23 protein-coding genes, 1 tRNA gene and 1 riboswitch are annotated in these 23,135 nt (G+C 72.2%); of the genes, 8 read left to right on the top strand and 16 right to left on the bottom strand.

Translation table 11 applies throughout. The features are described from left to right. Positions 1–3: 3 nt before the first annotated feature. On the bottom strand, positions 4–1,185 hold the full coding sequence (locus ACLBWP_RS17095) for a MalY/PatB family protein (RefSeq protein ID WP_447656047.1): 1,182 nt from the start codon (positions 1,183–1,185) through the stop codon (positions 4–6). Positions 1,186–1,276: 91 nt separating this feature from the next. Between ACLBWP_RS17095 and ACLBWP_RS17090 the strand changes: the two genes are divergently transcribed. Further along, positions 1,277–3,733 carry a GH92 family glycosyl hydrolase gene (locus tag ACLBWP_RS17090; RefSeq protein ID WP_447656046.1) on the top strand — a complete coding sequence of 819 codons (2,457 nt, stop codon included), beginning with the start codon at positions 1,277–1,279 and terminating at the stop codon, positions 3,731–3,733. A 30-nt stretch (positions 3,734–3,763) separates the two neighbouring features. Here the strand turns inward: ACLBWP_RS17090 and ACLBWP_RS17085 are convergent, their stop codons facing one another. The 9 genes from ACLBWP_RS17085 to clpS all read right to left on the bottom strand — a co-directional run bounded on the left by ACLBWP_RS17085 (position 3,764) and on the right by clpS (position 11,028). Further along, a complete protein-coding gene (locus tag ACLBWP_RS17085) occupies positions 3,764–4,663 on the bottom strand; it encodes an aminoglycoside phosphotransferase family protein (RefSeq protein WP_447656045.1) in 900 nt (299 codons plus the stop codon). Next, complete coding sequence (gene nagA, locus ACLBWP_RS17080) at positions 4,663–5,865, bottom strand: N-acetylglucosamine-6-phosphate deacetylase (RefSeq protein WP_447656044.1); 1,203 nt, start codon at positions 5,863–5,865, stop codon at positions 4,663–4,665. Before nagA ends, ACLBWP_RS17085 begins: the two co-directional genes overlap by 1 nt. Next, positions 5,862–6,269, bottom strand: a complete 408-nt coding sequence (locus tag ACLBWP_RS17075) for a YrdB family protein (RefSeq protein ID WP_447656043.1) — start codon at positions 6,267–6,269, stop codon at positions 5,862–5,864. The genes nagA and ACLBWP_RS17075 overlap by 4 nt, the downstream gene beginning before the upstream one ends. A gap of 7 nt (positions 6,270–6,276) precedes the next feature. Further along, the gene (purU, locus tag ACLBWP_RS17070) at positions 6,277–7,137 is read right to left on the bottom strand and encodes a formyltetrahydrofolate deformylase (protein ID WP_447656042.1); all 861 of its coding nucleotides are present in this window, start codon (positions 7,135–7,137) and stop codon (positions 6,277–6,279) included. A gap of 210 nt (positions 7,138–7,347) precedes the next feature. Further along, complete coding sequence (locus ACLBWP_RS17065) at positions 7,348–8,661, bottom strand: MFS transporter (protein WP_447656063.1); 1,314 nt, start codon at positions 8,659–8,661, stop codon at positions 7,348–7,350. A gap of 138 nt (positions 8,662–8,799) precedes the next feature. Continuing rightward, positions 8,800–9,219 carry a MarR family winged helix-turn-helix transcriptional regulator gene (locus ACLBWP_RS17060; protein WP_243562968.1) on the bottom strand — a complete coding sequence of 140 codons (420 nt, stop codon included), beginning with the start codon at positions 9,217–9,219 and terminating at the stop codon, positions 8,800–8,802. Positions 9,220–9,270: 51 nt separating this feature from the next. Then, the gene (locus tag ACLBWP_RS17055) at positions 9,271–10,200 is read right to left on the bottom strand and encodes a GNAT family N-acetyltransferase (protein ID WP_447656041.1); all 930 of its coding nucleotides are present in this window, start codon (positions 10,198–10,200) and stop codon (positions 9,271–9,273) included. Next, a complete protein-coding gene (locus ACLBWP_RS17050) occupies positions 10,197–10,673 on the bottom strand; it encodes a DUF2017 family protein (RefSeq protein WP_243562966.1) in 477 nt (158 codons plus the stop codon). The genes ACLBWP_RS17055 and ACLBWP_RS17050 overlap by 4 nt, the downstream gene beginning before the upstream one ends. Before the next feature lie 43 nt (positions 10,674–10,716). Continuing rightward, positions 10,717–11,028, bottom strand: a complete 312-nt coding sequence (gene clpS / locus ACLBWP_RS17045; RefSeq protein ID WP_243562965.1) for an ATP-dependent Clp protease adapter ClpS — start codon at positions 11,026–11,028, stop codon at positions 10,717–10,719. A 37-nt stretch (positions 11,029–11,065) separates the two neighbouring features. Next, positions 11,066–11,151: riboswitch (ZMP/ZTP riboswitch) on the top strand. A 122-nt stretch (positions 11,152–11,273) separates the two neighbouring features. Between clpS and glyA the strand changes: the two genes are divergently transcribed. Then, positions 11,274–12,542 (top strand): serine hydroxymethyltransferase, encoded by a 1,269-nt coding sequence (gene glyA / locus ACLBWP_RS17040; protein ID WP_447656062.1) that lies wholly within the window; start codon positions 11,274–11,276, stop codon positions 12,540–12,542. After that, entirely contained in the window at positions 12,539–13,468 is a 930-nt protein-coding gene (locus ACLBWP_RS17035; RefSeq protein ID WP_447656040.1) for a tetrahydrofolate dehydrogenase/cyclohydrolase catalytic domain-containing protein, read from the top strand. The genes glyA and ACLBWP_RS17035 overlap by 4 nt, the downstream gene beginning before the upstream one ends. 188 nt (positions 13,469–13,656) lie before the next feature. On the opposite strand, the gene galK is transcribed toward ACLBWP_RS17035, so the two are convergent. Both galK and galT read right to left on the bottom strand, forming a co-directional pair. Continuing rightward, positions 13,657–14,793 (bottom strand): galactokinase, encoded by a 1,137-nt coding sequence (gene galK / locus ACLBWP_RS17030; protein ID WP_447656039.1) that lies wholly within the window; start codon positions 14,791–14,793, stop codon positions 13,657–13,659. After that, positions 14,790–15,887 carry a galactose-1-phosphate uridylyltransferase gene (gene galT, locus ACLBWP_RS17025; protein ID WP_447656038.1) on the bottom strand — a complete coding sequence of 366 codons (1,098 nt, stop codon included), beginning with the start codon at positions 15,885–15,887 and terminating at the stop codon, positions 14,790–14,792. The genes galK and galT overlap by 4 nt, the downstream gene beginning before the upstream one ends. A 64-nt stretch (positions 15,888–15,951) precedes the next feature. Between galT and ACLBWP_RS17020 the strand changes: the two genes are divergently transcribed. Together ACLBWP_RS17020 and ACLBWP_RS17015 are read left to right on the top strand one after the other, a co-directional pair. Next, positions 15,952–16,797 carry a DeoR/GlpR family DNA-binding transcription regulator gene (locus tag ACLBWP_RS17020; RefSeq protein ID WP_447656037.1) on the top strand — a complete coding sequence of 282 codons (846 nt, stop codon included), beginning with the start codon at positions 15,952–15,954 and terminating at the stop codon, positions 16,795–16,797. Beyond that, on the top strand, positions 16,794–17,729 hold the full coding sequence (locus ACLBWP_RS17015; RefSeq protein WP_447656036.1) for an aldose 1-epimerase family protein: 936 nt from the start codon (positions 16,794–16,796) through the stop codon (positions 17,727–17,729). The genes ACLBWP_RS17020 and ACLBWP_RS17015 overlap by 4 nt, the downstream gene beginning before the upstream one ends. A 9-nt stretch (positions 17,730–17,738) precedes the next feature. Here ACLBWP_RS17015 and ACLBWP_RS17010 read toward each other — a convergent pair whose 3' ends face one another. The 4 genes from ACLBWP_RS17010 to ACLBWP_RS16995 all read right to left on the bottom strand — a co-directional run bounded on the left by ACLBWP_RS17010 (position 17,739) and on the right by ACLBWP_RS16995 (position 20,348). After that, positions 17,739–18,059, bottom strand: coding sequence for a hypothetical protein (locus ACLBWP_RS17010; protein ID WP_447656035.1), 321 nt, complete (start codon positions 18,057–18,059; stop codon positions 17,739–17,741). A gap of 157 nt (positions 18,060–18,216) precedes the next feature. Beyond that, on the bottom strand, positions 18,217–19,008 hold the full coding sequence (locus ACLBWP_RS17005; protein WP_447656034.1) for an SGNH/GDSL hydrolase family protein: 792 nt from the start codon (positions 19,006–19,008) through the stop codon (positions 18,217–18,219). Between the two features lie 72 nt (positions 19,009–19,080). Further along, entirely contained in the window at positions 19,081–20,223 is a 1,143-nt protein-coding gene (locus ACLBWP_RS17000; RefSeq protein WP_447656033.1) for an acyltransferase family protein, read from the bottom strand. A 52-nt stretch (positions 20,224–20,275) separates the two neighbouring features. After that, positions 20,276–20,348 (bottom strand) — tRNA-Lys (locus ACLBWP_RS16995). A 62-nt stretch (positions 20,349–20,410) separates the two neighbouring features. On the opposite strand from ACLBWP_RS16995, the gene ACLBWP_RS16990 reads away from it, so the two are divergent. From ACLBWP_RS16990 to ACLBWP_RS16980, 3 genes are all read left to right on the top strand, one after another. After that, on the top strand, positions 20,411–21,040 hold the full coding sequence (locus ACLBWP_RS16990) for a DNA-directed RNA polymerase subunit beta (RefSeq protein ID WP_243562957.1): 630 nt from the start codon (positions 20,411–20,413) through the stop codon (positions 21,038–21,040). A 508-nt stretch (positions 21,041–21,548) separates the two neighbouring features. Beyond that, a complete protein-coding gene (locus tag ACLBWP_RS16985) occupies positions 21,549–22,148 on the top strand; it encodes a sigma-70 family RNA polymerase sigma factor (RefSeq protein ID WP_243562956.1) in 600 nt (199 codons plus the stop codon). Continuing rightward, the gene (locus ACLBWP_RS16980; protein ID WP_447656032.1) at positions 22,145–22,999 is read left to right on the top strand and encodes an anti-sigma factor; all 855 of its coding nucleotides are present in this window, start codon (positions 22,145–22,147) and stop codon (positions 22,997–22,999) included. Before ACLBWP_RS16985 ends, ACLBWP_RS16980 begins: the two co-directional genes overlap by 4 nt. Positions 23,000–23,135: the final 136 nt, after the last annotated feature.

Raw genomic sequence — 23,135 nt, 5'->3', positions numbered from 1 at the left:
CCCTCAGTTGCGGGCGGTGGACGCGTCCCGCAGCCGTGACAGCCCCTCGCGCAGGGTCTCCTCGGAACACCCGAAGTTGAGTCGGGCGAAGCCACGACCCTGCCGTCCGAAGGCCGGTCCGCTGGCCAGCGCGACCTTCGCCTGCTCGACCAGCACGGCTGCCGGGTCCTCGCCCCACGGCAGCGCCCGCAGGTCGATCCACGACAGGTACGAGGCCTGCGGCTGCCGGTGCTCGGCCCCGGGCAGGGCGTCGCCGAGCTCCTCGGCCAGGATGCGCCGGTTCGCGGCCAGCTCGGCGAGCAGGGACGCCAGCCACGGCCCACCCTCGCTGAACGCCGCCACACTGGCCGTGTAGCCGAGGATCCCGGTGCGCTCGACGACCTCGGCGGGCATCCCGTCGAACCATGCGCGTGCCCGGTCCGAGGCGCCGACCATCAGCGCGCACTTGGTGCCCGCCAGGTTCCAGGCCTTGCTCGCGCTGGTCAGGGCGAAGCCGACCGCGGCCGCCTCGGGGCAGGAGTCCAGGAACGGGGTGAAGGTCGCGTCGGCGTGGGTGAGCGGTGCGTGGATCTCGTCGGCGATCACCACGGCGTCCCACTCGGCTGCGAGCCGCGCCAGGGCGGCCAGGGTGTCGTGGTCGTGCACGAGCCCCAGGGGGTTGTGCGGGTTGCAGAGCAGCACCGTGCGGGCACCCTCGGCGAACGCGCGCCCGATGCCGTCCAGGTCGATCTGCCACCCGGCCGTGGTGTCGAACGGGTCGGCCGGGCCCTCGGGCGGCAGGAGCGGGACCTCGGTGACGGACCCGCCGGCCTCGGTCACGTAGTCCCAGAACGGCGGGTACACGGGCGGCATGATCACGACCTGGTCGCCCGGCTCGATCACCCGGCGGAGGGTCTCGACCGCCGCGACCGACACGTCCGTGGTGGTGCGGACCAGGTCGGGGTCCACCTGCCAGCCCCAGCGGTCGCCGGCGAAGTCGGCGAAGGCCTCGGGGAGTGCCCGGCCGTGCCCGACGTATCCGGTGTCGCCCGCGCTGACGGCCGCCGCCAGGGCCTCGCGGACGGGTTCGGCGAGCATGCTGTCCATCTCGGCCACGAACATCGGCAGGACGTCCGGCGGGTACGCGGTGTACTTCTCGCTCGTTCGGGTCCGGCGTGCATCGAAGAGGGAGACCATGACGCTCATGCGCTCATCCTGGTGCATGTCAGGTGAAATCCGGACGTCCGGTCCGTGACGGGGTGACCGTCCCCCGTCCGAGGGGGCTAGCGTCACCGGCGTGAACCGTCCCCGCGTGCACCGTCGCCCGCTCCTCCGTCCGGTCCCGCTCGCCGCAGCGGCCGTCGCCGTCGCGCTGCTGGGTGCCGTGGTCGTGACCCCGCCGGCCACCGCAGCCGGTGCGACGGGGGTGACCACGGCCTCCCGGCCGGTCACCGACCCCGCCGCATCGGTGGACCCGTTCATCGGGACCAGCCACGACGGCAACACCTGGCCCGGCGCGACCGCGCCGTTCGGGATGGTCGCATGGAGCCCCACCGGCACCGCGGGCGACCAGACGTCGACACCCGTCGCGAACGGCTACTCGTACGACGTCGACCGGTTGCGCGGGTTCAGCCTGACGCACCTGAACGGTGCGGGCTGCGCACCCGGTGCCGCCGGGGACGTGCCGATCATGCCGGTCACGACCGCCGTCACGACCTCGCCGTCAGCCGACACGACGGACGCCGTCTACGCGGCCGGCTACGCCCACGACCACGAGTCCGCCAGCCCCGGTCGCTACGGCGTCCAGCTCGACAACGGGGTCCGCACCGACCTGGCCGTCACCACCCGCGCGGGCATCGGTGCGTTCACCTTCCCCTCCGGGAAGGCCGCCAACCTGCTGTTCCGCACCTCGAACTCGATCAACGGCAGCGAGGACGCCACCACCAGCGTCGACCCCCGCACCCGCACCGTCAGCGGCAGCGTCCTGACCGGCGGTTTCTGCAGCCGCCGCGCCAACGGCGGCGGCGCGACGAACCCCGACCGCCGCAGCTACTACCGCCTGTACTTCACGGCGACCTTCGACCGCGACTTCGCGAGCACCGGCACCTGGAAGGACGGCACCGTCCAGCCTGGAGGCACGCACGTCTCCGGTGGTGAGGGGTACCTGACCGGGGCCGACCGTGCCGGACGCGGCTCCGGCGCATGGGTCGGCTTCGACGCGCGTCGCGGGGCGACGGTGCACGCCCGCGTCGGCATCTCGTACGTCAGCGCAGCCGGTGCCGTCGCCAACCGCGACGGCGAGATCGGCCACCGAGCGAGCGTCGACAGCGTGGCGGCGGCGACCAGGGCGTCGTGGAACCAGGAGCTGTCGCGCATCCGGGTCGGCGGCGGCACACCGGAGCGGACCACCCAGCTGTACACCGCCGTCTACCACGCGCTGATGCAGCCGAACACGATCAACGACCGTGACGGCCGCTACCTCGGGCCGGACCAGCGCGTGCACCGCATCGACCCCGGACACCGTGCGGTCTACGGCACCTACTCCGGGTGGGACCAGTACCGGGCACAGATCCAGCTGCTCGCGCTGCTGCGGCCGGACGTCGCCGGGGACATGGCCCAGTCGATGCTGCGGTTCGCCCAGCAGAACGGCGGCGTGTGGGACCGGTGGCTGCACCTCGGCGCACCGACCCACGTGATGACGGGTGACCCCTCGGCCGCGACAATCGCCACCTGGTACGCGATGGGCGTCCGGAACTTCGACGTCCGAGCCGCGTACCAGTCGCTCCGCACCCAGGCGACGACGCAGAACGCCGACGCACTCAGTGACATCGGGTGCCCGGGGCAGTGCCTGGCACAGCGACCCGGGCTCGACCAGTACCTGCAGCGCCAGTACGCCGCGAACGACGACTGCCACTGCTGGGGTGGGGCCGCCGAGACCCTCGAGGACTCGATCTCGGACAGCGCGCTCGGGTCCTGGGCATCGTCGCTCGGGCTGCGGTCCGACGCGCGGATGTTCGCCGCCCGCGGGGAGTACTGGAAGAACACGTTCGACCCGGCCGTCGGGTACCAGGCCGCACGCCAGGCCGACGGGTCGTGGGCGCCGGACTGGTCGCCCTCGACCGGCGTCGGGTTCGCACAGGGGACCAGCGCGCAGTACACCTGGCTGGTGCCGCAGGACGTGCAGGGCCTGTCGCAGGCGCTCGGCGGCGACGCCGCTGCCGTGGCGCGGCTCGACACGTTCTTCCACGACGACTCGGGGGCGTTCGCGGTCACCGGCGGCGATGCGACGAAGTTCGACCCGACGAACGAGCCCGACATCCACACGCCGTGGATATACAACGCGCTCGGCCAGCCCTGGAAGACGCAGGAGACCGTCCGCCGGGTCGTCGACGACGCGTACGGCACCGGCCCGGGTGGGCTGCCCGGCAACGACGACCTGGGCACGATGAGCGCCTGGTACGTGTTCGCCTCGATCGGGCTGTACCCGCAGACACCCGGGCGGGCCGACATGCTCGTGTCGAGCCCGACGTTCTCGACGGTCGACATCCGACGCTCGAGCGGGCAGCGGATCGGCATCCGGTCGTCCGGGACCGACACGTTCGTGCAGGGCGCCCAGCTGGACGGCCGCACGCTCCGGCAGTCGTGGGTGCCGGCGTCGTTCGTCACCCGCGGGGGCACGCTGTCGCTGCGGGTCGGTGCGACGGCGGACACGTCGTGGGGGACGGCGCCGGGGGACCGGCCGCGCGACCGGTGAGCGCGCTGGTCCTCGGCGGGGCCGTCGTGCTCAGCCGGCGAGCTCGGGGGCTGCGAGCAGGCGTGTGAGCGTGCTGCGTCCCAGTGCGTGCATGGTCGGGTTCGTGTCGCGGTAGTACCAGACGAGCCCCAGGGCCTGCTCGAGCGCCCACGCTGCCCCGCGCGACCACTCGACGTCGTCGCTGCCGATCACCCCGCGGAACACCGTGCGGGCATCGGCATCGAGCAGGTGCCACCCGGCGACCAGGTCGAGCGCCGGGTCCGCCGGTCCGGTGCCGCCCGCGTCGAGCACCCCGGCCAGACGGTCGCCCCGCACCAGCACGTTCGCCGGGATCAGGTCGCCGTGCGTCATCACCTGCCGGCTCGGCTCGGGCAGCACACGGAGCCGCTCCCACAGCAGCCGCACCCGGTCGACGGGCAGCAGTCCGCCGCTGCGTGCGAGGCACTCCGCGACCCACGCGTCGTGGTCCGGCAGGTGCCCGCCGCGGCCGCTGCCGGCGAAGGAGCGCCCGCCCGTGTCGGCCGCGCGGAGCCGCAGCACGAGTGCGGCCAGGTCCTCGGCGAACGCCGTGCTGTGTGCCGCTCCGGCGGGCGTCCCGACGTCGCCGGGGATCCAGGTGTGCACGGTCCAGGGCAGCGGGTAGCCCTCGCCCGGTGCGCCGATCGCGACCAGCTCGGGCGTCGGCAGCCCGGCGATGCCCGCGAACTCCCGTGCGGCGTCGGCTTCGTGCTGCATCGTGGCGAGGACCGCGTCCGGGTCGCCGGGGTGGAGCGGGCAGCGGACGGCCAGGTCGTCGCCGAGCCGGAAGACCGCGTTGACCGTCCCCGCCAGCGGCAGCGCACGGACCGGACGGCCGCCCAGCGCCGGGAACTGGTGCTCGACGAGACGACGGACCCGGTCGGCGTCGACCGCCAGCTCGCCGTCGTGCATCACGGGCGGTCGGACCCGTCGGATGCATCCGCGACGGGCAGCTCGCGGCCGGCACCCCAGACGCGGACCACCTGGAGTGACGGCGACAGCGCCACCAGGTCCGCGGCGAAGCCCGGCGCGAGGCGACCCAGTCGGTCCCCCAGGCCGATCGCCGTCGCAGGGATGCTGGTCAGCGCGGCCACGGCATCGGGCAGGGACATGCCGGCCTGCTCGACCGCCATGCGCAGCGCGACGTCCTGCGTCAGGGTCGACCCGGCGATGGTGTCCGTCCCCGCCACGTGCGCGACACCGTCGGTCACGGTGACGTCCAGCGACCCGAGCGTGTACGCGCCGTCGGGAGACCCGGCTGCGGCCATCGCGTCGGTGATGAGCGCGACGCGGTGCGGTGCCGCACGCAGCAGCACCCGGGCGACCGAGGGGTGCACGTGCACGCCGTCCAGGATGAGCTCGAGCGTCACCCGGTCGTCGGCGACCGCGGCCGCGATGGGCCCCGGTGCGCGGTGGTGCAGCCCGGGCATGGCGTTGAACGCGTGCGTCAGGACCGTGGCGCCGGCGTCGAAGCCCGCGCGGGCCTGGTCGAGCGTGGCGACGGTGTGCCCGACGGCGGCGACGACGCCGGCAGCGTGCACGCGGCGGATCGCGTCGAGGGCACCGGGCAGCTCGGGCGCGATCGTGACCTGCCGCACGATGCCGTCGCCCGCGGTGAGCAGGGTCTCGACGTCGGCCGGGGTCGGCGGCACCAGGAAGTGCTCGTTGTGGGCGCCCTTGTTGTCCGGCGACAGGAACGGCCCCTCGAGGTGCACGCCGACGATCAGCGGGTCGGTGGCCATCACGGACCGGATGTGGTCGAGCGTGGCGGTGATCGCGGGCACCGGGTTCGCGACCAGGCTCAGGACCGAGCGGGTCGTCCCGTGCGCCCGGTGCACCGCCAGAGCGGCCCCGAAGGCGTCGTCCTCGTACGCGGCACCGCCGGCGCCGTGCCCGTGCAGGTCGACGAAGCCGGGGACGAGCGTGGCGTCGCCGAGGTCGACGAGCTGGTCCGCCGTGGGGGCGTCGGGGCCGGAGCCGACCGCGTGGATCGTGTCGCCGACGAGCAGGACCCATCCGTCGGCGGTGGAACCCGCCACGTCGACCAGGTGCGCGGCGCGGACCAGGGTGCGGCGGGCCTCCAGGCCGACCGCCGCTTCGTCGCCCGCGCTCACCGCGTCTCCCGACGGAAGGTGACCACGCCGGAGGTGGCGGCGACCAGGACGAAGATCAGGCCGACCACGGGGTGCCCGATCGAGATCCAGGCGCCACCCGCGGCGACGATGAGCGCGACCTCGACGATGGTCTTGCCCACGATGTCCGTCTCGATCGGCGAGCGCGTCGAGCGGAACAGGAAGAACACCACCGCGGCGAACAGCGGTGCACCGATCACGAACAGCAGCCCGGGCATCGGGAACGGCCACGCGTAGTAGCCCCACGTCGCCAGGGACAGCAGCCCGGCCACGTACACGACCACGCGCAGCACGCCCCAGACGTCGACCCGGGGACGGGACGGGGCGTCGTCGTGCGGGTCTGGGGTGTCCGACCAGTCCACCGGGGACTGCGGGGCGTTGCTCATGCGGTGCCTACTTGAAGATGATCGTGCGGGCGCCGTCGACCAGGACGCGGTCCTCGGCGATCCAGCGCACCGCCTGGGTGAGCGTGCGGGACTCCTCGTCCTGGCCGATCGACACCAGCTCGGACGGGTCCTTGGTGTGGTCGACACGGACGACGTTCTGCTCGATGATCGGGCCCTCGTCCAGGTCGCTCGTGACGAAGTGCGCCGTCGCGCCGATGAGCTTCACACCGCGGGCATGGGCCTGCCGGTACGGGTTCGCGCCCTTGAACCCGGGCAGGAACGAGTGGTGGATGTTCACCGCACGACCCTGCAGCGCGGCGCAGAGCTCCGGCGACAGGATCTGCATGTAGCGGGCCAGGACGACGAGCTCGATGTCGTGTTCCTGTACCGCGTCGAGGATGCGCTGCTCCATCGCCTGCTTGCTGTCGGCATCGGTGACCGGACGGTGCTCGAACGGCACCGAGTAGAACGCCGCCAGCTCGGACAGGTCGGTGTGGTTGGACAGCACGAGCGGCACGTCGAGGGGCAGCTGGCCGCTGCGCTGACGGTACAGCAGGTCGTTCAGGCAGTGCCCCGCCTTGGACACGAGCACCAGGGTGCGCATCGGCCGGCCGACCACGTCGAGTTGCATGCGCATGCCGTACCGCTCGACGACCGGCGCGAGGGCCTGCTCGAACGTCGCACGGTCGACCGGGGCCATGACCTGCAGGCGCATGAAGAACGTGTTGGTGTCGTGGCTCGAGAACTGCTGCGACTCGGTGATGTTGCCGTGCGCCTGCACCACCGCGCCGGACACGGCGTGCACGATGCCGGGCTGGTCGTCGCACACCAGGGTCAGGGTCCAGTGCGTCGCGGTGCTGTCGGTCACGGGTTCAGGCTACCGGGGCGGGACCGGACGGGAGGCCCGGCGCGGCCCCGGCAGGCGGGCGGGGGCCCGGCGGGTGGTGCGGCCGGGTTGGCACCGGCGGGGCCGCATCGCACCCCGCTGCGGACGTTGCGCCCCCAGGGGACGGGGCGCGATGTCGGCCCGGGGGTGCGATGCGCGGAGTGCGGGCACGCGGGCGCGCGGGCGCGGGCGTCAGGCCGCGGGGCGCTCGCGGAGGGCGCGGTCGGCGATCGTCAACACGCTCAACAGCACCGCGATGCCGACGATCACCCAGCCGAGCACGTGCAGCCCGGCGGTGGTCGGAGCCTGCCCGAACACGCCGCCGATGAGTGACGATGCCGCGATCGCGCCGATGTACACGCTGGTGCGCGAGAGCCCGGCCGCGGTGCCGATCGACTCGGCCGGCACGATCCGGTACAGCGCCGCCTGGTTCGACACCGACGCCAGGGCCTGGGGGATCCCGAACAGCGCCGGAGCGAGTGCGAGCAGCACCAGCGGCGACCCGGTGTGCAGCCCGAGCAGCAGCAGGCCGCCGACGATCGGCACCGTCGCCGCGACGACGAGCGGTCCGCGCACGGCGGTCTTGCGGGCGATGAGGAAGGACGCGACGCCGGCGATGACGGCAGCGGGGAGCTGGATGTACCCGGCCTGGTCGCTGGAGTACCCGGCGACGTCCTGCACCCACTGCGAGAAACCGTAGGTCATCGTGTAGGCGAGCATGTAGACCAGGAACAGCCGGACGTAGGTGCGGCTGAGTGCCCCGTTCCGCGCGAGCATCCGGACGTCGATGAACGGCTTCGTGGCGCGCAGTTCCCACAGCACGAGTGCGACGAGCAGCACGACCGCGACACCGAGCAGCCACCACAGGCCGGCGGCGATGTCGAGCAGGAACACCAGCAGCGCGGACACCGTACCGGTCATGAGCACCATGCCGAACGGGTCGAGCGCCGTCAGCACCGGCACGTCGGCGTCGGTGCGGGGGCGCAGCCGGTCGGACGGCAGCCACAGCGCGGCGACGACCAGGCCGAACGCCGCCAGCGGGACGTTCACCAGGAAGATCGCGTGCCAGCCGAACGCCGCGATGAGCGCTCCACCCAGGGGCGGCCCCGCGGCGGCGGACACGAGCGACGTGATCGACAGCGCGCCGAGCACCAGCGGCGGGGTGGGCTTGCCGATCCGCAGGGAGTGCTGGCGCAGGGTCGTCAGCGCCGCGGGGTAGGCCGACGAGGTGCCGATGCCGATGAGCACGCGGGCGAACACCGCCCCGCCGAAGCCCGTCAGCACCTCGGGCACGACCCCGGCGATCCCGACGACCACCAGCCCGGCCATGAACACCTTCTTCGGCCCGAACCGGTCGGCGAGCTTGCCCATCGTCGGCTGGGCGATCGCGCTCGCCAGGTACAGCGCCGCCACGAGCCAGATCGCCTGCGAGGCGCCGATCCCCAGGTCGCGTGAGATCGGCGCGAGGGCGACCGACACCATCGTGGTGTTGATCGGGTTGAGCAGGGGGCCGACCAGGACCGGGATCAGCAGCTTCGGACCGAAGCCGCTGCCGCCGGTGTCGGGTGCGACGACGGGGACGGGACGCGTGGAGGTGGACGTGAGGGGGCTTCTTCCGCAGGTGGTGGCCGGGCGCCGGGACCGTCAGGACTCGGTCAGGGGGGTGAGGATCGCGATGGCGCGGGCGACGGTGTCGCGGTCGGCATCGGGCAGCGCGGCGAGGCGCTCGGCCAGCACGTGCGTGCGGGTCGTCCACGCGTCCTCGCGGGCACGCGAACCGTCGTCGGTGGCGCGGACCAGCGTGCGTCGGCCGTCGGCGGGGTCGGGTCGACGTCCGACGAGCCCGAGGTCGACGAGCGCCTGCACGGTCGCGCCCATCGACTGCGGCCGGACGCCCTCGGCACGCGCGAGTTCGGCGACGGTCGACTCGCCGTGGCGCAGCAGTCGTCCGAGTGCGGCGGTCTGCGAGGCGGTGACCTGATCGGCCTTGCCCGTCAGCAGGGTCCGTCGGATCCGGCCGTGCAGCGTGAGCAGGTCGCCGGCGAGGTCGACGTGCGATTCCATACCGTCACGGTACTACTTCACCAGGCCAACTTGCAAGGCTTCCTTCCGAGTTCAGGCCTCGAGCACGATCCGCCGCTTCGTGACCCCGAAGCCGGCCCGCTCGAACGCCCGGCGCATCGGCACGTTCTCGCTGTCGGTCGTCCCCACCACCCGCGGCTCGCCCGCCTCGGCGTGGATGCGGAGCGCCTCGGCCAGCAGTGCGTCGACGATGCCTCGGCCGCGGTGCTGCGGCAGGACGCCGACGTAGCTGATCGCGGCGTCGTACGCGGTGCGGGTCGCCAACACGAACCCGACCACCAGGCCGTCGGCGTCCTCGGCGATGCGCCAGTCCTGGCGTCGGCCCGGCAGGGTCCGGTAGAACTCGAGGTCGTCCGCCGCGGTGCCGTGCGCACCGAGCTCGGCGACCGTGGCACGGGTGTGGGCATCGAGCGATCCGACGGTGACCCGCGCGAACAGGTCGAGGAACTCGTCGTCGTCGCCGGTCCGGAAGACCAGGTCGCCGTCCGGGCGTGCGGTCGGGAGGCCCGTCCCCGGCTCCCACACGACGCTCACCCGTTCGGTGGTCCGGACGAGCCGCGCGGCCCGGCCCGCCCGTTCACGCCACGCGACCGCGGCGACGGCCCGCGGGTCGTCGTGCCAGTCGACCGCGACGTCGATCACCCATTCGGGCACCGTGCCGAAGGCCTGGGCGCCGGCACGGATCAACCCCGCGGCGACGGACACCCGCTCGTCGTCGGGCACGTCCACGATCAGGTCGTCCAGGGTGGACGGCTTCGCGGCGTCGGCGCCGCCCCACCACAGGGCCCGTCCGACCGGCCGGCCGTCGCGTTCGGCCAGGAACGACCACTCCGGGCGGTAGTTCCGCGTGCCGGACTCCTGCCGGTACCGGTCCGGACCGATCCACGAGACCGGGTCCGACGTGCGGAACGCGAGCAGGGCCTCCAGGTCGTCCGGGGTGGACGCCCGGACCGTGACGGTCACCGGTGGCTCGTCATCGTCGTGACCAGGTGTTCCTGCACGTAGCCGAGCCAGTCGTAGACGTCGCGCAGGCCGACCCCGTCGGCGGCGGTGCGGGTCGCTTCCTCGGTGTCGGCGTCGACGATGCCGAGCCGGTCCGCGATCGTCAGCCGCAGGTCGGTCAGGCACCGCAGCCAGGACTGCTCGTCCGCCGGGGTCAGCGCGCCCTCGCGCGCACCGGTCAGCCAGGCGTGCACGGTCTCGGCGTTCGCGGCCTTGGCGTCCCGCAGGTCGTCACGGGTGTAGCGGCGGAACTCGGCGCTCGCCTGCCGGTCGCCGGGGTAGGCGTCCGGGAACATCCGCAGCGTGACGGGGTCGGAGTCCAGGTCGCCGTCGAGCAGCTCGCGCAGCTGGTCGACCAGGCTGGTGAGCAGCGAGCGCTCGCCGGAGGCCAGGCCGAGGTGGACGCCGTCGCGGTGCCGGACGAACGGGATCATGCGCGGTGTCCGGTCGTGCGTTCGCACGTCATACGTGTGCTCGTCATGCTTCGGGGGCCCGGTCGACGGTCGCCTGCAGGCCGAAGCCGTGCATGGCCTGCACGTGTCGTTCCATCGCCTCGCGGTTGCCCGTGGCGACGACCGCGCGGCCCTCGGCGTCGACCTGGTGCATGAGCCGCTCGGCCTTCGCGCGGGGGAACCCGAAGTAGCTCTGGAAGACGTACGTGACGTACGACATCAGGTTGACCGGGTCGTCCCACACGACCGTCACCCACGGGACGTCGGGCCGCAGCCGGGTGCGCTCGTCCGTGTCGGCGTCGGTGCGCTCGTCGACGGACGGCGTCAACAGGGTCATGCATCCAGGGTGACACAGACCGGGCGGCTCGGTACGATCGTGTGGTCGCGACTGGCGTCGGATGGGTCACCATCAGGGAGCGACACTCGACACGGTGCGTGGCCGTACGCCTGGGCCACGCCGACCGATCCTCGCCGCCGGACACGTCCGGCTCGTCACCAAGGAGTCCCGTGTCCATCACCGATCTGTCCCCGTTCGAGTCGTCCTCGATCGACGACGCCCCCGTGTCCTCTGCTGCTGCCGACATCGCCGCAGCCCGAGCCGCCTTCAACGCCCCGCTCAGCGAGGTCGACCCCGAGATCGCCCGGGTCCTGCAGCAGGAGCTCGGCCGGCAGCGCGACTTCCTCGAGATGATCGCGTCAGAGAACTTCGTCCCGCGCGCGGTGCTCGAGTCGCAGGGCTCGGTCCTGACGAACAAGTACGCCGAGGGCTACCCCGGCAAGCGCTACTACGGCGGTTGCGAGTACGTCGACGTCGCCGAGTCGCTGGCCATCGAGCGTGCCAAGAAGCTCTTCGGCGCCGACTACGCCAACGTCCAGCCGCACTCCGGCGCCACCGCCAACGCCGCGGTCCTGCACGCGATCGCATCCGCCGGCGACACCATCCTGGGCCTCGAGCTCGCCCACGGTGGGCACCTGACCCACGGCATGAAGCTCAACTTCTCGGGCCGCATCTACAACGCCGTGTCCTACGGCGTCGACCCGACCACGTTCCAGGTCGACTACGACGACATCCGCGCCAAGGCCGTCGAGCACCAGCCCAAGGTCATCATCGCCGGGTGGTCGGCGTACCCGCGGCAGCTCGACTTCGCGAAGTTCCGCGAGATCGCGGACGAGGTCGGCGCCAAGCTCTGGGTGGACATGGCGCACTTCGCCGGGCTCGTCGCCGCCGGTCTGCACCCGTCGCCCGTTCCGCACGCGCACGTCGTCTCGACGACCGTGCACAAGACCCTCGCCGGCCCGCGCTCCGGCCTGATCCTGTCGAACGACGAGACCCTGTTCAAGAAGCTCAACTCGGCCGTGTTCCCGGGGCAGCAGGGTGGTCCGCTCATGCACGTCATCGCAGCCAAGGCCACGGCGTTCCTGCTCGCGGCGACGCCCGAGTTCAAGGACCGGCAGGAGCGCACGATCCGCGGTGCCCAGGCGCTCGCAGCCCGCCTGACGCAGGCCGACGCACGCCAGGCCGGCATCGACGTCCTGACCGGTGGCACCGACGTGCACCTGGTGCTGGTCGACCTGCGCGAGTCCGAGGTCGACGGCAAGCAGGCCGAAGACCTGCTGCACGACGTCGGCATCACCGTGAACCGCAACTCCGTGCCGTTCGACCCGCGCCCGCCGATGGTCACCTCGGGTGTCCGCATCGGCACCTCGGCGCTCGCCACCCGCGGGTTCAGCGACGCCGAGTTCGCCGAGGTCGCGGACATCATCGCGCTGACCCTCATGCCGAACCCGGACGTCGCGGCGCTCTCCGCCCGGGTCAAGGCCCTGACCGACGCGTTCCCGCTGTACGCGTGAGCGACACCACCGCGCTGGTCCACGAACGGTGGGCCGGCGAGGGCTCTGCCGTCCGCATCGACGGCACCGCCTTGGCCGCCCGCACGCTCGACGACCTCAAGCTCCGCATCGACCGGCTGCACGACCACGGGTTCCGCCCCGGGCTCGGGACCATCCTGGTCGGGCAGAACGCCGGCTCGCTGTCGTACGTCGCGGGCAAGCACCGCGACTCGGCGCAGATCGGGCTCGACTCGATCCGCATCGACCTGCCCGAGACCGCATCCGCAGCGGACATCCGGTCGGCGATCCTGCAGATGAACGACGACCCCCGGGTCACCGCGTTCATCGTGCAGCTCCCGCTGCCGCAGGGCATCGACCCCATCCCGATGCTCGAGCTCATGAACCCGGCGAAGGACGCCGACGGCCTGCACCCGACCAACCTCGGCGAGCTCGTCCTGGCCGTCCCGGGGGGCGCCGGCACGATCGACGCCCCGCTGCCGTGCACCCCGCGCGGCATCGTGGCGATGCTCGAGGCCTACGCCATCCCGATCCGCGGGCAGCACGTCACGATCATCGGCCAGGGGCTGACGGTCGGACGTCCGCTCGGGCTGCTGCTCACCCGGCTTGAGGCCACGGCCACGCTGACCCACTCCCTGACCGAGGACGTCGCGGCCGAATGCCGTCGCGCCGACATCATCGTCGCCGCGGCCGGGGTCGCCGGACTGGTCAAGCCGGACTGGGTCAAGCCGGGTGCCGCGGTCATCGACGTCGGCATCAGCCGCGTCGTGAACCCCGACACCGGCAAGGCGAAGCTGCACGGTGACGTCGACCCCGCGGTCGCGTCGGTCGCCGGGTTCATGTCGCCCACACCGGGCGGCGTCGGGCCGATGACCCGGGCGATGCTCATGAAGAACGTCGTCGAGGCCGCCGAGCGCCACCTGCACTGAGCGGGTGCGGGTGCGGCTACGCCTGCGGGTGCGGCCGCACCATCAGGGTCCGCCCAACCGAAAGCACCTCGCACCACGGAATTCCGCGGTGCGAGGTGCTTTCGGTTGTGCGAACGCAATCGGCGCCGGAGTTCGGGCGGGCGCCGGGGTTCGGCGGGCGCCGCGCCGCGCGGGCGCCGCACGCGCGGTCAGTCTCGGCGGGCGCCCTGGTCGGCGTGCACCACGAACACGGTCGGCTCGCGGTACCCGGCCTCGGCGAACGCCGCCACGACCGCGGCACCGATCGCCTCGCGCTTGGCGGCATCGACGAGCGCGATCGCCGCGCCGCCGAACCCGCCGCCGGTCATGCGTGCCCCGACGGCTCCGTGCGCCATCGCGGTGGCGACGGCAAGGTCGAGCTCGGGCACCGAGATCTCGAAGTCGTCGCGCATCGACTCGTGCGACGCGACGAGCAGTTCGCCGATCGCGCGGGGTCCGTGCTCACGCAGGGTCCGCACGGTGTCGAGCACCCGCTGGTCCTCGGTCACGATGTGCCGGACGCGACGGAAGGTCTCGTCGTCGAGCAGCTCCTGTGCCCGGGGCAGGTCGTCCACGGCGACGTCGCGCAGTGCCTCGACGCCGAGCACGGCCGCACCGCGCTCACAGGAGTCCCGCCGTGCCTTGTACCCGCCGGTGGCGTGCGCGTGCTCGACGCGGGTGTCCATCACCAGGACCTCGAGCCCGTTGGCCTGCAGTGCCATGTCGACGACCGCGGTGTCGAGCGTGCGGCAGTCGAGGAACACCACGGCGTCGCGCTCCCCGAGCAGCGACGCGGACTGGTCCATGATCCCGGTGGGAGCACCGACCGCGTGGTTCTCGGAGTACTGCCCGACGCGGGCGAGCTGCTTGCGGTCGAGGCCGAGTTCCCACAGGTCGTTGAACGCCAGCGCCACGCCGCACTCGATCGCGGCGCTCGAGGACAGCCCGGCGCCGACGGGCACGTCGGACTCGATGAAGACGTCGAACCCGGTCTTGCCGGTCAGGTCGGCACCCTGCTCGCGGAGTGCCCAGGCGATGCCGAACACGTACGCCGACCAGCCGGCCATCGCGGCCGGGTCGAGGTCGTCGAGCGACAGGGACACCGGGCCGCCGGCTTCGTCGAACGCCGACGCGACCCGCAGCGTGCGGTCGTCACGCTGCCCGATGGACGCGGTGGTGCGCCGGTCGATCGCGAACGGCAGCACGTAGCCCTCGTTGTAGTCGGTGTGCTCACCGATCAGGTTGACCCGCCCCGGCGCGGAGTACCGCACCGCCGGCTCGTACCCGAACACCTGCTGGAACGTCATGCGCGCTCGATCCCTCCTCGGATGAACTCGGCCGCCTTCTCGGGCACGAGGTCCCCGATCCAGGCGCCCATGGCGGCTTCGCTGCCGGCCAGGAACTTCAACTTGTCGGCCGCCCGACGGGGCGACGTGATCTGCAGCATCAGCCGCACGGTGTCGCGGGCGGTGTGCACGGGGGCCTGGTGCCACGCCGCGATGTAGGGCGTGGGGTCGCCGTACAGCGCGTCGAGCCCCCGCGTCAGCCGCAGGTGCATGTGCGCGAGCTCGTCCTTCTCGGCGTCGGTCAGGCCGGCGAAGTCCGCCACGTGCCGGTGCGGCAGCATGTGGATCTCGATCGGCCACCGTGCGGCGAACGGCACGAACGCGGTGAAGTGCTCACCCGCCAGCACCACGCGTTCGGAGCCGCGCTCGTTCGCCAGGTGCTGCTCGAACAGGTCCGGTCCGAAGCGCTCGATCGAGTCGAGCAGGCGTTGCGTGCGGGGTGTGACGTAGGGGTAGGCGTAGATCTGGCCGTGCGGGTGGTGCAGCGTGACACCGATCGCCTGGCCGCGGTTCTCGAACGGGAACACCTGCTGGATGCCCGGCATGGCGGACAGTGCAGCGGTGCGGTCGGCCCAGGCCTCGACGACGGTGCGCGCCCGTGACTCGGAGATCGACGCGAACGACCCCGCCGTCTCGGGGGAGAAGCAGACGACCTCGCACCGGCCGACCGACCGGAACGTGCGGTTCAGCCCGACCCGGGTCAGGGCGTCGAGCGAGTCCGGGGCGTCGTCGGCGTCGAGCGCGGGCCCGAACGACGGCGACCGGTTCTCGAACACGGCGACGTCGTACAGGCTCGGGATCTCGGACGGGTTGGCAGCCGTCTGCGGTGCGAGCGGGTCTTGGTCGGCCGGCGGCAGGAACACGCGGTTCTGCCGGCTGGCGGCGATCGAGACCCACTCGCCGGTCAGGACGTCCTGGCGCATGGTCGCCGTCACCGGTCGGGGGTCGAGCGTCCGTTCGTCGATGCGACGCTCGGCAGGCAACTGCGAGTCCGCATCGTCGAAGTAGATGAGGTCGCGGCCGTCCGCGAGCTTCGTCGCGCGCTTGGTGATCACCGGAGCATCCTAGCCGCAGGACGAAGCATTGCGAAAGTGATCGGAAGCAGGCGAAACTGATCCCGTGACCGATGACGACCTCTCGTTCCTGGCCGGGACGATGCCCGCGCCCCTGCGCCAGGACCGCATCGTCCGGATCGTGGACGGCGCACCCGGCATGGTGCGCACCGCGGCGCTCGCCGCCGCGACGGGAACGAGCGAGGTGACGGTCCGGCAGGACCTCGCGGTGCTCGACCGGGAGGGCCGGGTGCGGCGGGTGCACGGCGGTGCGGTCCGTCCCGGGGCCGGTTCCCCCGAGCGACCGTTCGAGGAGACCGCGGTCGAACAGCAGGTCGCCAAGGCCGCCATCGGCCGCGCTGCGGCAGCGCTCGTGCGCGCCGGCGAGTGCGTCCTGCTCGACGTCGGCACCACCCCGGCAGCGGTCGCCGAGGCACTCGTCGCCCGCCACGAACTGGTCGACGTCACCGTCGTCACGAACTCCCTGACCACGGCCCTCACGCTCGAGCGGGCCGTCCCGCGCTTCACTGTGATCGTCACCGGCGGCACGCTCCGGCCCCTGCAGCACTCGCTCGTCGCGCCCTTCAACGACACGGTGCTGCCGATGATCGCGGCCGACGTGGTGTTCCTCGGGGGCACCGGGCTCGACGTCGCGCACGGCCTGACGAACGTCAACCTGCCCGAGACCGCGGCCAAGCGGATGCTCGCCGCCGCGGCCGGGCGTACGGTCGTGGTGGTGGACGGCTCGAAGTTCGGGCGCGCCCACGTCGGGGTCGTCAGCGGCCTGCAGGACATCGACGTCGTCGTCACCGCGGAGGCACCTGCGGAGCTCGTCGAGCAGGTGCGGGCCACCGGGGTCGACGTCGTGGTGGCCGACGACGGCACCGCATCGGGAAGGAACCACAGCGCATGACCGCAGCAGCACCCACCGGGGGCCAGTACCGCCTGCACCACGCCGGCCCGGACGGGGTCGTCGAGGCGATCGTGACCGAGGTCGCTGCCGGCATCCGGCAGCTCCGGGTCGCGGGCTTCGACCTGACCGAGCCGTTCCCGGCGTCCGAGGCCCCCGCCGGTGCGAACGGCATCGTGCTCGTCCCGTGGCCGAACCGCGTCGCCGGAGGAGTGTGGGAGCTGGACGGTGCGAAGCAGCAGCTGGACGTGTCCGAACCGAAGTACGGCAACGCCTCGCACGGCCTGCTCCGGTTCTCGCCCTACCGCGTCGTGTCGCAGACCGAGTCGTCCGTCGAGCAGACGGCCACGGTCCACCCGCAGCATGGTTGGCCGTTCACGCTCGAGACCCGCGTGCACCACGAGCTCGTCGACGACGGCATCCGCATCACCCACACGATCACGAACCGCTCCGGCGTGCGCGCGCCGTTCGCCGTCGGGGCGCACCCGTACCTGCGCGCCGGCGACACCCCGGCCGAGGACCTCGTCGTGACGCTCGACGCCGCCACCGCATTCACCGTCGACGACCGGAAGATCCCGAACGGCTCCCGGCCGGTCGAGGGCACGGACGAGGACCTGCGGCAGGGGCGCCGCGCGGGTGACTCCGACCTGGACACGGCGTACACCGACGTCACGCCGGACGCCGATGGGATCCGTCGGACGACGATCCACGGGCCAGAAGGAGACGGCGTCCAGCTCTGGCAGGACCCGTCGTTCCCCTACGTGCAGGTGTTCACGTCGCGCGAGTTCCCCCGTGGCGACCGCAAGGGCCTGGCCGTTGCCGTTGAACCGATGACCGCGCCCGCCGATGCCCTGAATTCCGGCGAGGGACTGCGGTGGCTCGAGCCCGACGGGACCTGGACCGGTTCGTGGGGGATCCGGCGCGTCTGGTCCTGATCGGCCGGGTCAGCGGCGGCGCATGCGCAGGGCTTCGACCGCGAGTGACTCGGAGTCGTAGCGGCCGATCTCCTGCGCCCACGCCGGGTCGTCCCCGCGCAGGGCGATGAACTGCTTGCGCTGCCGGCACACGTAGCCGAGCACGGCCGAGGCGGTGGCGACCTCGGTGAAGTCCTTGCGGATGTGGCGGGTCGTGACGTGCGCGTTCCGACGGAGTGTGTCCAACAGGAGCTGGTCGCTCATCGTCGTGTTGGTCGCGGCGGCGAGTTCGACGAACCGGCGTGCGTCCCCGGTGGTGCTGGACTGCGGTGCGTCGATGAGCTCGATCACGGTGTACCCCGTTCGTTCTGGTGCGGATGGTGCAAGTGGAAGGACCTCGGTCGATCCGGAAGTGACACTATCGGCGGCATCCCACCAGAGCGCTGTGTGCACGCTGTGCTGTGCAGTGTGAACGCCATGAGCTCGCTGGGGAGGATACGTACCCCGTTCAGTTCGCTCTGCAGGTCGCGTCGTCGGCGGCGAGGGCCTGCAGGGCGGCACGGACCCGATCCGCCATGTAGTGGTAGCCGGCATCGTCGAGGTGCTCGCCGTCGTGTGCGGCGTAGGCGGGACTGTTGCGCGTGGTGAACCACCCTTCGGCGTTCGGGTCCACGTACGCCACGTGCGCAGATCGTGCGCCGGCGGCCACTGCGGCGTCGATGCCGGCCGTGGTGTCGGCGCGAGGGCGTGGAGCGGAGGGGCCGATCGCGACGACGACGGCGTCGGGCCACAGCCGCTCCGCCAACCGCAGCGTGGCCTGGACCCGCCGCTCCAGGACGTCGGCCGCGACGTTCCAGTCGTTCTGGCTGCCCTGCACCAGCACGAGGTCCGGGTCGAGCGCGGCGTGCGCGGCGATCCGTGGCAGGTAGGTGTCCTGCGCCGGATTCCCACCGGCGCCGTTGGTGTAGCCGGTACCGGGGATGCCGTCGATGGTGCTGCGCCAGGCCTCGCTCGCGGTGAGCATCTGCGCCCAGCCGTGCTCCTGGTCGCTGGACCCCCTGCCGACGGTGTACGAGTCGCCGACGATCAGGACCGTGGATCCCGCGTCGACCGCGCGGGCGACCCGCCCGCCCGCGCCCGTCGCACCACAGACTCCGGACATCGACGGGACGAGCGCGACGAGCGCGACCACGCCGACCGCCATCAACCCGACGGCGATGACCGGTCGCCGCAGGCGTCGTCTGCGTCTGGGCTGCGGACCGCGTGCGGTCTCCGCGCCGCCGTCGGTCCGTCTGAGCACGTCGGAGATGGTACCGACCGGGCCCACCGGAGGGCCTGAGTCCGCGACGACCTGTCAGGACCCGACGACCTGTCAGGACCGGACGGTCGTCGGTGCTGGCTCCGCCACGCGGCGCCCGGTCCGCGTGGACGGATCGGCGGTCGAGACCCGCCGGGCGATGCGCTTGGCGAGTCGGTGTGCGGGCAGCTCGACGAAGCGAGCGAAGAACACGGCCACGACGAGGGCGACCGGGATCGTGACGAGCGGTGTCACCCACGGCACGGCGGTCGGGACGAGGTTGGCGACGCTCACGGCGATCGGTTCGTGCACCAGGTACAGGCTGAACGAGATCCGGCCGAGCGTGCGCGGGACCGACCCGAGCAGGACACGTTCCGCCGGAAGCCACTTGCCGGCGAGCACGACGAGCATGCCCGCGGCGAGGAGGACCACCGTCGAGCCGAAGAGCGAGCCGGGCGCATCGTTCGGGTACCACCACGCGACGGTGATGCCGAGCACGCTGGCCGAGAACAGCAGCCAGCCGAGGGACCGTCGGATCGGCGGGATCCGTTCCCACCCCGCGGCCAGGGCTGAACCGACCAGGAACATCGACAGGTACGTCAGCCACTGCATCCGCAGCGGGTGGCCGGCCGTGGACAACAGCACCGCCACGATGACCGTCACCCACCAGTGCCGACGGGTGATGGCCGCGATCGAGACGAACAGCGGCAGCAGCAGGGAGAAGGCAACCTCCCACGTGAGCGACCAGAGCGGGCTGTTGAGGCGCGTCGGTGCCAGCAACGTCAGGTCGCCGGCGAGACCGTGCAGGGTCAGGGGCTCGGCGTGCCGGAGCACCCAGGCGGACTGCCCGGCTTCGGGCGTCCGGGGGATCAGGAGGTACAGCGCCAGCGCGAGCACCACCGAGGCGACCACCGGCAGGTAGAGGCGGACGAACCGGCTGGGGAAGTACGCGACCCAGTCCTGTGTGCGGCGGAGTGCGGGCAGGGTGAGGACGAAGCCGCTGAGCACGAAGAAGACGAAGACGGCTTCGCCGCCGGCCCAGACGACGTGCAGCGGACTGTAGACGAGCCACGATCGACTGTCGGGCACCGGCAGGTGCATGTTCCCGTTCGCGAACGACGGGATCGTGAGCAGGGAGTGGTGGACCAGCACCACGGCCGCAGCGATGCCTCGCAGGCCGTCGAGCGAGCCGATCCGGCCGGCAGGACGATCGCGCATGACGTCGATCATACGGAAGGCCTGCGCACGCGGCGGGGCCGTGCCTGAGCAGTGGGCCCCGTGGGGCTCGAACCCACGACCCTCGGATTAAAAGTCCGGTGCTCTACCAACTGAGCTAGAGGCCCTCACCCGCAAGGCTACCGGCCGCGGCACCGGGAACGTCACCGGTGCCGCCTACACTGCTGCGGTGCCTCGCGATCACCACCGTCCCGTCCACTTCACCGACGCCGAGTTCGCCGCGCTGCAGGGCGGCGAGGACCCGGCGCTGGTGAACCGCGTCGCGCACGAGACCGCCAACGCGCTGCTGCACCGCGTGCGCCAGGACCCGGACCCGCAGGTCGTCGAGCGCCTGGTCACCTACACGGACGTGCACGGCATCGAGGCCGTCGCCGAGCTGTGGGCCCGCGTCGGAGCACACACGCTGCCCGGTGCGCTGTGGCGGATCTACCTGATGCGGACGGTGATCCGGCAGAACCCGGACGAGATCGCGTACTTCTTCACGCGAGGCACGGAGCGCATCGGCACGATCGACCAGGCCGTCGCGGGCGCCGAGCAGCCGACGGGCCCGGCCGAGATCCTGTCGCTGGCGGACAGCATCCTGCACGGGCTGTACACGGGCGACTTCGCGGTGGCCCTCGACCGCGGTGCTGCGTTCTGCCGACTGGCGGCCGCCGGGGCGACGAGCGTCGCCGACGACTCCGACCTGACGGCCGAGGAACGCGCGAGCGTGCTGACGGTCCGCGCCTTCCGGCTGGCGGAGCTGGCCGAGGACCTGTCGGCCGCGGCGGCGCTCTGGCGTCGCGACGCCCTGGACTGAGCAGCGGTGGAGCGCGACCCGGCAGACGGGCCGGCACCGAGCCTCCAGTCCGACAGCGGCGACGCGCCGGGAGCCAGTGGCAGACGCATCCGGGTACAGAAGCGCCGGGCCGCAGAAGCGCCTCTCGGCGCGAGGCCGCTCGAAGCGGCGAATTTTGGAGCCCGGGGCTTGCTGCGGCCCGGCGAACACGAGTCTACGAGATCGATCCCGAACGCGCTGCCGTGTTCACTCACGGTGGACACCGACCCGGCCGGGCGTGGCTGGCCCCATCCGATCCGGCAGCCCGAGCAAACCGACTGGGCAAGGGCACCGAATCATCACCGTGAGACGAACCCATGGTTCGTCACACGGCGAGGGTCATCCCGTGCGACTCGACCCGACCCGCCCGGTCGGAGTAATTCCCTGCGAGTCGTGCGGGACCCTCGTCCCACCCAGTTCCCGACGGACACACGGCGGATCGCCAGGCGTTCACCGGACCACCTGAGAACAGGAAGGAGGGAAACCTGCAATGCTTGCCATCGTGGAACGCGACACGGACCGTTGGAGCTCGACCGAGCCGCCCCCCGTGTCCGCCGACGCCCTCCTCCTCCGAGTCGCCCAGGGCGACCAGCAGGCCTTCTCCGAGCTGTACGACGAGCTCGCCGGCCGCGTCCTCGGACTCATCACACGACTCCTGCGGGACCGTGCACAGTCCGAAGAGGTCGCACAAGAGGTCTTCCTCGAGGTCTGGCAACAGGCCGCCAAGTTCGACACCGCCCGCGGCAGCGCGTCCAGCTGGGTCCTCACCATGGCCCACCGCCGTGCCGTCGACCGGGTCCGTGCCGCACAGTCCTCCCGTGACCGCGACACCAAGATCGGCATCCGTGACTTCGAGTCCGGGTTCGACCAGGTGTCCGAATCGGTCGAGATCCGCATCGAACACGAGCGGGTCAGTCGCGCCCTCGGTCGTCTGACCGAGTTCCAGCGCCAGGCAGTCCAACTGTCCTACTACGGCGGCTACTCGCACAGCGAGATGGCCGAGATGCTCGGGGTGCCGATCGGCACCGTGAAGACCCGTCTCCGCGACGGGATGATCCGTCTGCGCGACGAGATGGGGGTGACGTCATGACCCAACGACACGACGACCCCGCACTGCTGACCGGCTCCTGGGCCACGGACGCCCTGTCCGAGGACGAGCGCCGCGAGTTCGAGGCCGCCCTCGCCGAATCCCCCGACCTGCGTGCCGAGGCCGACTCGCTCGCCGAGACCGCCCGGGCCCTGGCCTACGCGGTCGAGTCCGTCGCACCGCCCGCGTCGCTCAAGGCCTCGCTGATGGCCGCGATCCAGACGACGCCCCAGGCCCCGGCGGCTCCGGTCGCTCCGGCCCGGCACGTCGCCGAACCGTCCGAACCCGTCCAGGAGGCCCCACTCGCCTCGGTCACGTCCGTCACCACCGGTGGTGGTGCGGCCAGTGCCGCGGCTCGCCGCCGGTGGTTCCAGCGTCCGGCAGCGTTCCTCGGTGCCGTCGCGGCGGTCGGTGTGGTCTGCGTCTCGATCGGGCTCGGTGCCGGTGGTGCCCTGTTCGGCACCGGATCCGGCCCCGGACCGAGCACCTCGCAGGCAGCATCGGGCCTCGACCAGATCTACGCAGCGCCCGACTTCGCCCGCAAGAGCGCCTCGGTCTCCGGCGGTGGCAAGGCCACGGTCGTGTGGTCGGACCAGCTCGGCAAGTCGGCCGTGATCCTCGACGGTGTCAAGGCCGCGCCGAAGGACAAGACCTACGAGCTCTGGTACATCGGCTCCGGTGGCACGATCGAGTCCGCTGGTCTCATGAACGACGTCGACGGCGGCGTGCGCTCGGCGGTGCTGAGTGGCTCGAAGTCGAGTGGTGCGACCATCGGCATCACGGTCGAGCCGGCCGGCGGGTCGAAGCAGCCGACGACGACACCGATCGTCGCGGTCCCCACCGGGTCGGCGTAGACCGCTCCCGCACGAACCAGTACGACGAAGCCGCTGTCTCCGGACGGCGGCTTCGTCGCGTGCGGGGTTCTGGGCGGCGCGGCCTGCCGGCGGGGCGACAGGGACGTTGTCGTACGACGTCGGACTCGTCGCGGGC

This window comes from Microbacterium sp. M1A1_1b (genome assembly GCF_053345565.1).
The sequence above is the reverse complement of the archived record's forward strand: the minus strand, read 5'-3'. Positions and strand labels throughout refer to the sequence as shown.

Bases quoted from the DNA above. Each gene is read 5' to 3' on its own strand.
- ACLBWP_RS17095 (WP_447656047.1), bottom strand. From the start codon at position 1,185: ATGAGCGTCATGGTCTCCCTCTTCGATGCACGCCGGACCCGAACGAGC.
- ACLBWP_RS17085 (WP_447656045.1), bottom strand. From the start codon at position 4,663: ATGCACGACGGCGAGCTGGCGGTCGACGCCGACCGGGTCCGTCGTCTC.
- ACLBWP_RS17075 (WP_447656043.1), bottom strand. From the start codon at position 6,269: ATGAGCAACGCCCCGCAGTCCCCGGTGGACTGGTCGGACACCCCAGAC.
- ACLBWP_RS17060 (WP_243562968.1), bottom strand. From the start codon at position 9,219: ATGGAATCGCACGTCGACCTCGCCGGCGACCTGCTCACGCTGCACGGC.
- ACLBWP_RS17050 (WP_243562966.1), bottom strand. From the start codon at position 10,673: ATGATCCCGTTCGTCCGGCACCGCGACGGCGTCCACCTCGGCCTGGCC.
- clpS (WP_243562965.1), bottom strand. From the start codon at position 11,028: ATGACCCTGTTGACGCCGTCCGTCGACGAGCGCACCGACGCCGACACG.
- galK (WP_447656039.1), bottom strand. From the start codon at position 14,793: ATGACGTTCCAGCAGGTGTTCGGGTACGAGCCGGCGGTGCGGTACTCC.
- ACLBWP_RS17015 (WP_447656036.1), top strand. From the start codon at position 16,794: ATGACCGCAGCAGCACCCACCGGGGGCCAGTACCGCCTGCACCACGCC.
- ACLBWP_RS17000 (WP_447656033.1), bottom strand. From the start codon at position 20,223: ATGCGCGATCGTCCTGCCGGCCGGATCGGCTCGCTCGACGGCCTGCGA.
- ACLBWP_RS16985 (WP_243562956.1), top strand. From the start codon at position 21,549: ATGCTTGCCATCGTGGAACGCGACACGGACCGTTGGAGCTCGACCGAG.
- ACLBWP_RS16980 (WP_447656032.1), top strand. From the start codon at position 22,145: ATGACCCAACGACACGACGACCCCGCACTGCTGACCGGCTCCTGGGCC.